7 protein-coding genes and 1 other RNA gene are annotated in these 12,515 nt (G+C 33.3%); 2 read left to right on the forward strand and 6 right to left on the reverse strand.

Going from position 1 to position 12,515, the window contains the following annotated elements; translation table 11 throughout:
• The first annotated feature begins 95 nt into the window (after positions 1-95).
• Positions 96-491, forward strand: a transfer-messenger RNA (tmRNA) gene (ssrA, locus tag CLV33_RS09475).
• A gap of 259 nt (positions 492-750) precedes the next feature.
• Complete coding sequence (locus CLV33_RS09480; protein ID WP_105473705.1) at positions 751-1,989, forward strand: site-specific integrase; 1,239 nt, start codon at positions 751-753, stop codon at positions 1,987-1,989.
• A 429-nt stretch (positions 1,990-2,418) separates the two neighbouring features.
• On the opposite strand, the gene CLV33_RS09485 is transcribed toward CLV33_RS09480, so the two are convergent.
• The 6 genes from CLV33_RS09485 to CLV33_RS09510 all read right to left on the reverse strand — a co-directional run bounded on the left by CLV33_RS09485 (position 2,419) and on the right by CLV33_RS09510 (position 12,511).
• Positions 2,419-2,874, reverse strand: coding sequence for a BfmA/BtgA family mobilization protein (locus CLV33_RS09485; protein ID WP_211297555.1), 456 nt, complete (start codon positions 2,872-2,874; stop codon positions 2,419-2,421).
• A 513-nt stretch (positions 2,875-3,387) separates the two neighbouring features.
• Complete coding sequence (locus CLV33_RS09490; protein ID WP_105473706.1) at positions 3,388-5,172, reverse strand: T9SS type A sorting domain-containing protein; 1,785 nt, start codon at positions 5,170-5,172, stop codon at positions 3,388-3,390.
• A 159-nt stretch (positions 5,173-5,331) separates the two neighbouring features.
• Complete coding sequence (locus tag CLV33_RS09495; protein ID WP_105473707.1) at positions 5,332-6,162, reverse strand: T9SS type A sorting domain-containing protein; 831 nt, start codon at positions 6,160-6,162, stop codon at positions 5,332-5,334.
• A 120-nt stretch (positions 6,163-6,282) separates the two neighbouring features.
• On the reverse strand, positions 6,283-9,078 hold the full coding sequence (locus tag CLV33_RS09500) for a sugar-binding domain-containing protein (RefSeq protein WP_105473708.1): 2,796 nt from the start codon (positions 9,076-9,078) through the stop codon (positions 6,283-6,285).
• A 19-nt stretch (positions 9,079-9,097) separates the two neighbouring features.
• Positions 9,098-10,987, reverse strand: coding sequence for a sulfatase family protein (locus CLV33_RS09505; RefSeq protein WP_105473709.1), 1,890 nt, complete (start codon positions 10,985-10,987; stop codon positions 9,098-9,100).
• Between the two features lie 15 nt (positions 10,988-11,002).
• Positions 11,003-12,511: a sulfatase family protein gene (locus CLV33_RS09510; RefSeq protein ID WP_244906413.1), complete on the reverse strand. Its 1,509-nt coding sequence runs from the start codon at positions 12,509-12,511 to the stop codon at positions 11,003-11,005.
• Positions 12,512-12,515 lie beyond the last annotated feature (4 nt).

Genomic DNA, 12,515 nt, shown 5'->3' on the forward strand with positions numbered 1-12,515 from the left:
TTGTGTTGTTGCACCTATGCAACACAAAAAAGCGACTGCCGAGAGCCCGACCCTTTGGGGAACGCCCTAATGCAGATTACTATTGTATTGATAACGGGGTCGACTGGTTTTGACAGCGAGATTAATTAAACGGTAAGCACGTCGTGTAATGGTTTTGAGACACGTAAAAGGCTAGACCAAACTTTAAACGGCGAGAATAACTACGCTTTAGCTGCATAATCTGAATTATAGTAAGATTCGTGCTAGTTCCTACTAGGTAGGAAGGCTAAATGTCTCCAGAAAGCCTTGGTTAGTGGCGTTCTTTTTAGAGGCATCGTAAAAATTAACTAAGATGTGGTAGCGCTTTGATGCCACATCGAGATTTAAAAGCTAAGTTATAAGTAGGTTGTCTTTAGCCAGCTTATAATCGAAAAAACAAGAAAAGACTAAACGTGTAGAACCCCCTTTGGTTACTTGTTTGGACGAGAGTTCGATTCTCTCCGACTCCACTTTTAGAGTATCAAAACTCTTCAAAAACCCTGTAAATTTATGATTTACTGGGTTTTACATTTTATATAATATCATATAATATCATTTAAAATCATCTCCATCGAGACCAATTCGGTTACCCCTTTTGAATTTTACAAATAGGTCTCGCTAAGCACAATATTTTACTGATTTTCAATAGTTTACAATATTTACAACTTAGGTTATTTAATATTAATTTACTACCTTTTTAGTGAATTAGCGAGACCTAAAAACTATATAATTATGAAAACAGACTTTTCTATCCATTTTCACTTAGTCAATTCTAAGATAAATACTAGAGGCTTAGCACCTATTTATCTTCGGCTTACAGTTGACAATAAGCGCACTGAATACAGCATTAGTAGAAGGATTGAGCCAAAATTTTGGAATACTAAATCCCAGAAAGTTATGGGTACAAATCGTGAGGCTGTCGAAATTAATAACCACATTGATAATTTAAAACATAAGCTATATAAAATTCATCAAAGATGCATGGACGAGAATAATTTGATATCTGCCAAGTCTATGATGAATCTTTTAAAAGGTGGTGGAAAGAAAATTAGATTTATTCTTGAAGTATTCAAAGCACATAATGAAAGAACCGATTTATTGGCAGGAAAAGACATTTCTATAAGTACTGCAAAACGATATTGGACTTGTTATGACCATGTGAAACAATTTATTGAAGAAGAATATAAATTGGAAGATTATAAGCTAAAAGATATTGATTATAAGTTTATTATGAAGTTTGAGTTCTTTTTAAAAACGGTTAGGAAATGTAACCACAATTCGTCTTTAAAATATATTAATAACTTCAAAAAAATCATTCGTATCGCTTTAGCAAACCAATGGATGGATGTAGACCCTTTTTACAACTATAAAGTAAAATTTGAAGCTGTAGAAAGAGAATTTTTGACTGCCGAAGAAATAGAAACTTTATACAATAAAGAATTACATTTTGATAGGCTGAAAGTGGTTAGAGATATGTTTGTGTTTTCTTGTTATACAGGTCTTGCCTATTCCGACGTGGAAAAACTTTCAAAATCAGATATTACCATTGGCATTGATGGTAAGCAATGGATAAATATTAAACGCACCAAAACAAATACGCGAAGTAGTATTCCGTTATTACCCATAGCAAAAGAGATTTTAAGTCGTTATGCTTACGATCCAAAAGTTATAAAAAGTGAGCGTTTAATTCCAGTCTTTAGCAATCAAAAATCTAATGCTTATTTAAAAGAAATAGCGATGCTCTGCGGCATCACAAAACCACTAACTACACATTTAGCGCGACATACTTTTGCAACTACTGTAACCTTGACTAATGGAGTACCTATTGAAACCGTTAGTAAAATGCTTGGTCATAAATCATTAAGAACTACACAACATTATGCAAAAATAGTAGACCGTAAAGTTAGCGATGATATGAATATTCTTGAAGAGAAACTGAAAACCCAAAGAAAAGACCAAAAAGAAAACTAATAATATATTAAATTTTAAACCTCAAATTTATAGTGCTTTATACATTCATTAGTTTTGCTATTAAATGATTCATTTTGCGATTTGATAGGAACATACTCAAAATCGATACAACCTCTGAACAAGTAGTGGACAAGTAGTAAACAAGTACTGGTACGTATATATAAACATTAACAAACAAAAGAAAACATTTATAAACTAAGCTAACAAAAAAATTAAAAATTATTTTTCTTTTTAAAAAAATATAAATTAATTATCTGGGTAAAAATGCAATTCAGAATCAAAAATGAGGCTGTTTACAAATGGTTTAATGAACTATCTCCTCATTCTGGATGAACTATCGTTTTAGGTCTTAAAAAATGATTTTAAAGTCCTTAAAATCAATAAAATAATAGTATTCATAGGCACTCTTAGTATTTAATGCTAATTGATTTAATTTGGTGTTTTCTCTCCGTTATTTAAATCTCTGTTGTCTTTTTTAAACTGAAATTCATTTCTTTCTTGAAGTTTCAGTTTAAACTCTTTATTTATTCTTTCTCGTTCTAACTCTTCAAAACTTTTCTCAATTAATATTTTTGGCTTTGGCTCAACATTCATAAAAAGAGATTGCAACATTGCTAAAGTCGGTTTGGTTTGATTCTTTTCTATATTTTTTATGATAGCTATAACCGCATTAATTCTTTTCTTAATTCGATTTTCAGTTTCCATTAGTCCTGGTTTTAAATCATCTTCTGGAGAAAGTTCATTACGCTCAAAAAATTCTACCATTAAAAGTAAAGTCATTGAGTTTGATTTTGAAATTGATTTGGAATATTTTCTAAATTTCTTCACTACAGAACGCTTTATACTCAAGCTTTCAAAACGCTCTTTTTCATATCCTTTATCCATTTTTCCTTTTCTTTTGGTATTGATTTCTATGTGCTTTAATAATTACTAGGTTTATTTGTAGTAAAATGATATAGATAGCGTTTATTTGAATTTCATTCACTTATTCGTATAGCGTCATCGCCATAATCTTTTCGGCAACTGAAATTAAATTTTGAAAGTGTAAGAACTCATAAAGTGAATGAGCAAAGGGTTTTGCAGTTCGTCTCGAGCAGAATTATAAACTTTTTGTAAAAAATGTTGTGGTATCTTTTAATTTGGTGAACGCTTTCTTTTTTCTGATACTGGGTTCAAGGCAGCTAAGTGAAACGCTTTTCTCATAATCAAACTTTTCGTGAAATGTAGAGGAATGGGGTGGAACGATTTATGAAAATTTAATGTAAATGACCATAAAAATACAATTATTACTTATCCTGATTAAGATTGAAACTGATTCCAATAAATACAAACAGATTCAATTTTAATAAATTTTCGAGGTATATGTAAATATTACTTTTTCTTAAAAATTTACCAATATTAATTTACAACAAGAGCTCCTTTAGAGATAAGCTTATTGTTTTCTGAGAGCTTGTAGAAATAAATACCACTCAATAAATTATTCCTTTTAAGAGCAAACTCGCTCCCAACAATATGTTCTAGCCGTTTCACCTCCTTTCCATTAACATCATAAAGGGTTAATATACCATCGTTGATAAAATTTGAAAGTTGAAATATGGTTTCGCCCGAAAATGGAACTGTGTAAATTTTAAGCACTTGGTTTTTAACTAACCCTTCCTGAGATAAAGCTCCTGCAATATCAATAACAAAAGTAGAGATAGAATATGCTGGTGCATTATATGATATGTTTTTACCGTTTAATATTCCTTTTTCAGTAATTGACACAATGGTTTTCTCTGTGGTATCTTCTCCTAAGCCAGAAACACCCCCTGACGTTCTATAGGTTTTAAAATCATTAATAACTGGAAAATTACTTAAATCAAAATTATAAGTTGTAGCAGTATCATAGGGATTAACCACTACTAAAACCACCTCTCCATCGTCTGGACTTAAAGCTGCCAAAGTATTACCATTGTTTGATCTGATAATTTGATATCCTACTTTTATAAAATTAGTCACATTTTTTCGGCAATAGAAACCTCGCGTTTTATTTAAAATTGGTGTATTGTAGGGATTGTTTTCATTCCAGTTGGTTTGGTGCAGCATACCCCATCCATCATCAATAGACATAAGCTGCCAATCGCACCAAACTGTAGATTTTAAATTGCGCATGTCCTCTATTAAGCGATAAGCCATGTCGTAATGCCTTATCCACCAATCTGTTTTACCAGGTGGTAAATTCCAGCCCAAAGGCCCTGTTTCGGTTTGCCAAACAGGTTTGTTTCCGTTGCTTTTGGCAAACGCTGCTAAATTTGCCTTGTCTTGCCATGTCCCACTATAACTATGAGTATTAATTTTGGCTATACCATTATATTCATTAGGATTATTATTTTTAATATCAGTTAGATTAGATAAAGCCCATGTTACTTTAGAATTGTCAGCAGCCGCTATTTTAATATTAGAAATACCATAAGCATTTTTTCTTTGCCATAAACGCCATAACACTTGAGCCTGTGTAGCTGCGTATATGGCAGAACCCTCTTGATTTCCACCTTTTTTCCAATACCCAGATATGGGTTCATTAAAAGGCTCAATGTATTGGATGTTCCAAGATGGATATGAGGTGTTTAAACCTGAAGCCACAGAAGCCAAATAATCGGCAAAATCATCTACAAATTCTGGCTTAAGGTTTTCTGAGGTTCCACTAACATTACCAGCAGAGCACTCCCCATGGGTCATCCACCAAGGCGGCGAATACGATATTAGTTCTGTAATAATATCGTTTTTAGAAGCTCTTAAGGTTGCCAACTTATCCATAACAATAATTTGTCGTAAATCATTCGATAAATTATAAGTACCCCAACCTTCGTTATTATTTTGAAGATTTCTATACCCAGGCATTTTAGCTCCATCCCTTCTAAAATGATCTCCACTTGTACAATTGGGGTTTTCTCCACCTCCAATATTAAATCTGAATACATTAAAATTTAAATCATTGACCGCATAATCAGCCAATTCATCTATCGTTGATTGAGGCATACCTCCGACAAGATTAGCCCACCAAGCTAATGACACGCCCCAACCTTCAACACTTTGATATTTTGTTTCAGGAAATAAAGTAACCGTAGTTTGCCCGTAAAAATCGGTACAGAAATTCGATAGTGTAAGTGTTAATATAAGCTTGACTTTAATAAGTTTTTTCATGGTTAATTTACTTTTTAAATGTACTTCTTATTTATTGATATTATAATTAAACATCTTTAGTAGTAATCCCACTAAAAAAAACAGAAGCACAAAACTTCTGTTTTTTAACTTTTTTAAAAAAAAGCAGTGTACTTTACTCTAATTCAAACTAGTAGAATACTACTGCTTCATTAGTCGTTTAGTAACTGAATTTCCCTTGTCATCAGTAATTCTTACCATGTATAATCCTGAAGACATATTACTTATATCGTAGGTGTTTCTACTTATTTCATTAGCGCTTTTAACGATTGTTTTTCCTAATAAATCGTAAAAAGAAATGTTTGCTATTTTTGTGTTATTATCAGTTTTTATTTGGAATGTAGATTTTACTGGATTAGGAAAAACCGAAATAGAATTTTCAAATTCAAACTTAGTATTACTAAGTGTTGGTGTGCTACTGCTGCTAAAAGTAAATTCATCTACATAACCAAATAAACTTGTATTGTTTAGCACTAAACCAACAGGATCATTTTGAAATCCAATATCGCCATGCATTAAAATAGCATTAACAGTTAAACCCGAAGCACCACCATCCACCTCAAAAACCATATCCTGCCACTCGCCAAAGTTAGTATAGTCATTAGAAGATCTAACTACCACACTACCGTCATTAGAGCTATCAGTTGCATCAAAACGCACACCAAGATCTGGTTGAGCAGGATAGTTTACCAAAACATGTAAGTATCTTTTTTCTCCTGCTGGAACATTGTAAGGCACGGCAAGATCAAAGGCGATAAGCTCATACCATAGCGAAGTAGTTCTTCCTATTCTACCACAATTTGTAGTAGTGTTACCTGTTGTATTTGGATTAGCAACTACTGAAAAAGTTGTTCCGTAACGAACTACCGTTGCTGGAGCACCAGTTTCAAAATCGTTAATCTCAGTTTGCCCAAAAACCGAACAAACGCTACAGAGTACTGCAAAACATAAAAAAGTAATTTTTTTAATCATAATATCTTATTTTAAAATTAGTTATGATTTAAAGATATTAATTAAAACACCTTTTTAAATAGACGATATTTATGATTACATGGACTATAATACTTTTTTACAAACTGATTTTATAAGCTGTTAATTATAAATATCTTTTGTAGAAAAACCATTTTGTTTTTTGTTAAGCTCCAAATCATTTAAACTTTTGATTTTTAATGTTTTAGACGGTGTAAAATTTGTACCCTCCATATACTGCAACAAACTGTGACGCAATTGTCTAGCCACGGGTCTTTTATCTAAATCTGAAGTGATATCTATGGAAGAAAACACTAAATTTCCTTTGCCACATTTCGCTTCAAAAACATTAGCCAAATGGTGGTTCGTTACAAAGTTATCTATAACGCGAACTATAGGTGTTACTTCTAAAGAATCTGTAATTATTGATTTAGAATTTATACATAAATCCCACCATTGCCAATCGGAATGTGTACTGGTTGGAAAACTATTAAACGCAGGGTGATTATCATCTAGTAAAACGCCCATAGTTGCAGGCTGATTAGGAAAATGTACAGGACTCCAAAATACGGGTACAAAACGACCTTCAATACCACTTAATGTTTTAGGGTCGGGGCTTAGCAATACTTTTTTTCCTTCGTTTAACATTTTTAAAGCTGAATCGAAAGAATTAGTTATCTCTATATCTTTTGCAGTAATGCTTACATTTTTAGGATACACCCAAATATGCCAACTGTTTTTATAAGGTGAATCTTGTAATGCCACTTTTATTGTTAACTTTTTGGCCTCATTAGTTACAATGGGAAAATTTATTGTTCCTAAATTGGTGTTGTGCCCTATTTTAAGATTTACATTTTTAATACTTCCGTTTTTAAGGATATGCCCTGATTCGTCAGCTATTTCCCAATCTAAAACCTGATTTGTTTTTGGTTCAAAAAAATTAGCAATTTCAATAGCAGCTTCAAACGTTTCTTCTGTTTCATATACTGCTTTTTCAAAACGAATTAATGGGACAAGTTCACTATTAAATTGTCTGAATTCTTCAGCAGAAATTACACCTTTAGATTCCCAAAATGCATTTAACAAACCTACCAATGCTGTTCCTTGTCCAGGGAAATCCTGAAGCTGTAATAATTGAAACCCATCAAAACTGGGGGTTTTTAAAGCTCTTTCTATTTCTTCCTTATATAATAAAGCGGCTAATTTTCCTGAATTATAAGTGAATTCTGGAGCTAAATCCAAAAGACCTTTTCTCTCTAAATCCTCTTTTACGGCAATAAAATTAAGTGGTTTTAAAACTCCTGTATATTTTTCGATTTCACTCATATCTGGATATACCGAATACTGGCCAATTTCGTGAGAAATTAAAGGTATTTTAATATGTGCGCTACCAGAAGTAAAGTCGGCATTAAAATGAGGAGGTTTACTATTAAAAACTCCTTGTCCTCGAATCCACCCCTTATCCGTCCATTGCGCTACAAAAAAATCATCTTCGGGCTCTGGTCTTGTTCCCATAGGTTGTTGGAACGAAAATGCCGTTGTAGCATATAAATGCCTGTTGTCTTTAGTTTTTAATTCTGCCACCATGTTATTAAGCACTTCAGCACTACCCTGAAGTTCATTGCCCATAGCCATTAACACAAACGATGGATGATTACCATAATCATTAATAATTTTATGCGCTTCAGATCTTAAAAACTCATTAGTTGCAGTATCCTCTCCCACTTTTAAACTCCAATGTGGCAACTCTACTTGATAATAAAAACCTGCCTCATCCGCAGCCTCAAATGCTGCTTTTGGTGGACACCATGAATGGAATCGTAAATGATTTAAGCCATAATTTTTTGCTTGTGCAATTAATTTTGCCCAAGCTTCCTTTTTCATTGGCGGACGACCTGTTAACGGAAAAATAACACACTCTAAATTTCCTCGAAGAAAAATACGTTTACCATTTAATGATAAATTTGCATTGGTATTATTAATAGTTTTAAAACCAAACCTTGAAACTATTTCCCCAGAATTTGTTTGAATTTCAACGTCATAAAGTGCGGGGTTGAACTCATCCCAATACTCCAAATTTTTAGGCTTTTGTATACTAAAACTTATTTTATTTCCTTGAATTTCAGAATTACTAATAGTTTCACTATACAACAAATCGCCTGATATTGATGTAATCTTACACTGTAAAGCTGTAACATTTGGCGTTTTTTGTTCAAAAGAAATTCTTAGGGATTCCCCACCAGAATTTGGATAAATTTGTAAATTTTTTGGAGCATTATCCTCATGAGCATATAATGCAATATCACCTAAAATACCATTCCATTTTATTTGCGTGTGGTTGGTGTATGCATGTGCCATATCTTGATTCACCTTATCGGGATACTTTGTGCCAGCAACATTAATATTTGGAAATTTATTTGAATTATCTACACAAATGGTTAACAAATGTTTACCTGTTGAAATATATGAGGTTAAATCAAAAACATGATTACCCACAAGACTATTGGAAGTACCAACCAATTTTCCATCTATAAAAACTGAAGACTCCCAAATGATACGTTCGAGATTTAGGGTTATGGTTTTAGATGCCCAATCCTTAGGAATATTTACTTCCTTTTGATACCATGCTTTTCCTATATATTGATGCTTTCTTGTAAGATTAGACATTACATAATTATTAATAGCTGGCTTAAGTTGGTTTGGTTTTCCTATGCCTGCTTCGTCTAATGTTGCAGGTAAAGCTATTTTATTACCCTCTATTTTTTTGGAGGCCCATTTCTGATTAAACCCTACTTCTGCAGAGTCTAATTTAACCGTCCACTCTCCAGATAAATCAAGTTTTGTCTCTGTTGCCTTTTCACAACTATTTAAAAAAACGAGTGTGAATAATGTGAGCCATAAAACACTTAATTGTTTCATATTTTTTATTTTAGTTTTACTAGTTTTCTGTTTTACTGGTATTTTCTACTATGTTTAAAATGCCCAAAAAGTCCATGCATCCAGCCTTAACGTTGTAATTCCTATTAGGCATATCATGTACTTTTTTTATAGTCTCTATAAATGGGGCTTTATCATCAACATAAAGCAAATAATTAATGGTCATAAGCGCCAAGTCCATATTATCGCTTTTACAATATTGCTTTAATAATTGAGTAGATTCTTCAGTTTTAAAATTTTCATGAACAATGGCTGCCACTGTAATAGCTACAGGCGGATATTTATCATGTAATGCGACCATCAATTTGTTTTTAAAAGATTCTAAAGTGGTTTTATTTTGACTCATTAAACCTACGGCAGCCCAATATCTTACAATTTCATTTTTACTTTTTAGAAGTTTGATTTGTTCCTTAGCTGTTTTTTTGCTTTTCAAACCAGATAATGAAGCTACATTATATATATCTTGAAATGGATATTTTGCATCATCTAATCGATACAAATAGGGGGTTTGGTTTTTCGAGATCAAACCAATTTCGTATTCTGGTGCAAAAAGTATATCTCGTGCCTGCAAAACCTTTGTATCTAATTGGTTTCTCATTTTCTTTAAAATGGCATTGTATTCTGAATTATACACCAAATTATTAGTTTCCCAAATATCGTTTTCAACATCATAAAGTACTTCGTGAGGTCGTGTTTTAAAGATCTTTTCCTGTAGGGTATTTAGCTTTTTTAGTTTAAAGTCTGAACGCATGTGTTTGGTAATATCTGCTATTTCAATGTAGCGGATATAGCGCATCTCGGGCATAAAGGGCATAAAATTTCTGGAATAAACAAACCTGCCGTCGGTAATTGTTCGCACCAAGTCTGGCCCATTATCTGCACGATCTGAGGACAGCAATAAGTAATCTTTTGGCTGGGAGCGATTTTCACCTATTAAAATGCGTCCGTTAAGATAATCTGGCACTTTTCCACCAGCTAGACTTATCATTGTTGGTGCTAAATCTTCAAAACTAATCAATTCATCAGTAACCGAACCAGCTTCTCCCCAAGGCGATAAATGTTTATACTTTTCAGGAAACCAAACTATAAAAGGCACACGGTATCCCAAATTTATACCATTAGTTTTTCCCCTAGGCATCCCTTCACCATGGTCAGCATAAAAGAAAATAATCGTATTATCTCTTAAGCCATCTTTGTCCAATTTTTCTAATAATTCGCCAATACGGTTATCTGTTAGTTTAATAGAGTTGTAAACCCTAGCAAATTGCTTTCGCATTTCAGGCGTATCGTTGTAAAATGGTGGCATTTCAAAAGCGTCGTCTGCAATTTTATCATCCTCTGGAAGATAATTCCAAACATTTTTAACGTACCAATCAAAAGACATGCTCATTGTTCGGGATTGGTGTGATTCAGCAAAATTAAACACAGAGAAAAATGGTTGTTCTTTTGAACGCCCTCTCCAACTTGCAGTTCTAGAACTTTCGTTCCAAGCTTCTTTTATAAAATCCTTTTCGTTGGCAATATTGTAATCGGTTTTTACATTGTTAGATGTGTAATAGCCCTGTTGCTGTAAATAATCGGGAAAGCCATGAATAAAATCTGGAATTGGGTAATTACTACGGTGGTTTCCCGTGCCCATTTTAAAAGTGGGCACACCTGTAATAATTGTTGACCTACTAGGCGAACACACTGTACCGGTGGAAAATGCATTGGTAAATCTTATACCCTGTTCAGCTAATTTATCAATAACTGGTGTACTTGCATCCTTATTGCCATAGCAACCTATAAACTGCGGTGAGGTGTCCTCGATAGTAATCCATAGAATATTGGGTTTATCTTGTGCATGAACCACAGTAAAAGTCAATAAAAAAAAATATAAAAGGTTTTTCATAAAATATATATCACTCTATTTTAAAATTTTATTTAATTCTTGTTCCATTTTAGCCACTATTACTGGGTAATCTTTATAGACATTAATGGTTTCTGAGGGATCTATTTCTAAATTAAATAGTTGTGGTTTTTTTCTAAATCCTGGATCAACAAACTTATTTTTTATCCAATTAGGAACAACTTCATCTTTTGGTTTTATATATTTCCAGTTATCCATACGCAGTCCGAAGGTAAACGCCTCTTCAAGCATAAGTGTACGTCCGTTTTGTGTTTTTCCTAACCAAGCATCCAAATGGTTTTCACTATCTGGAGCAGTTTCCTTTTGAATATCATTACCTAACAAACTAGCCAAAGACGCATACAAATCTACTTGTGATAACAATGCAGAACTTGTACCAGGTTTTACCTGCTTAGGCCAATGTACAATTGTTGGCACACGCGTACCAGCCTCGTAAATTGAGTATTTACCACCTCGATAAACCCCTCCTGGATTATGATCTCCAACCAATTCTTTGGCGTAATCCAAATAACCATCATCTAAAATAGGGCCATTATCGCTTGAAAATATAATTAGTGTATCTTCTAGGATTTCAGACTTCTGTAATTGCTCTACAATCTGTCCAACACACCAATCCATTTGCGCTATAACATCTCCACGGGGTCCCATGGTACTACTTTCAACAAATTTTATATTAGCTATTCTAGGTTGATGAATGTCATGTAACGAAAAATATAAAAAGAACCTATTGTTTCTGTTTTCCTTTATAAAAGTATTTGCTTTTTCAGTTAGCATGAAAGGAAAATCCTCATCTACCCATAATGCGTCTTTGCCACCACTCATATAACCTATTCTACTTATACCATTTATAATTGCACCTTGATGATAGGGGTCTGTATGCATTTTTAAAAGTTCTGGGTGTTTAAAACCCCATGGATAACCTTCTATACGAGTACCATAACTCACCATTATAGGATCGTTTGGATTTAATCCTACAACTTTTTGATTTTCAAGAAAAACACATGGCACCCTATCTCCTGTTGCTGGAATTAGAAAACTATAATCGAACCCAACTTCTTTTGGACCTGGCGCTACCCTTTTGTTCCAATCTATCTTTCCGCTTCCCAACCCTAAATGCCACTTGCCTACAACCCCTGTTTTATAACCAGCCGATTGTAGCATGGTAGGTAGCGTTTCTATATTAGGGTCAATAATTAGTGGTGCATCCCCTTCTAAGATTTCAGCGTTATTTCTAAACGCATAACTACCCGTTAATAGTGAATAGCGCGACGGCGTACATGTTGATGCACTACTGTGGGCATCTGTAAAATTCAAACCATTTTTAGCCAATTTATCAATATTTGGCGTTTTTACGCCTATGGCTCCATTAACACCAATATCTCCAAACCCAAGATCATCTACATAAATAATTACAATATTTGGTTTTTTATTTTGTGCAGACACGACAAATCCCATAGCCATAAAAACAGCTAACATTAAATATTTAAAATAGACTTTTGAACTCACAATA

Source organism: Jejuia pallidilutea (genome assembly GCF_002973595.1).
Taxonomy (GTDB): domain Bacteria; phylum Bacteroidota; class Bacteroidia; order Flavobacteriales; family Flavobacteriaceae; genus Jejuia; species Jejuia pallidilutea.

Coding starts and splice junctions, on each gene's coding strand:
- CLV33_RS09480 (WP_105473705.1), top strand. CDS start 751: ATGAAAACAGACTTTTCTATCCATTTTCACTTAGTCAATTCTAAGATA.
- CLV33_RS09485 (WP_211297555.1), bottom strand. CDS start 2,874: ATGGATAAAGGATATGAAAAAGAGCGTTTTGAAAGCTTGAGTATAAAG.
- CLV33_RS09490 (WP_105473706.1), bottom strand. CDS start 5,172: ATGAAAAAACTTATTAAAGTCAAGCTTATATTAACACTTACACTATCG.
- CLV33_RS09495 (WP_105473707.1), bottom strand. CDS start 6,162: ATGATTAAAAAAATTACTTTTTTATGTTTTGCAGTACTCTGTAGCGTT.
- CLV33_RS09500 (WP_105473708.1), bottom strand. CDS start 9,078: ATGAAACAATTAAGTGTTTTATGGCTCACATTATTCACACTCGTTTTT.
- CLV33_RS09505 (WP_105473709.1), bottom strand. CDS start 10,987: ATGAAAAACCTTTTATATTTTTTTTTATTGACTTTTACTGTGGTTCAT.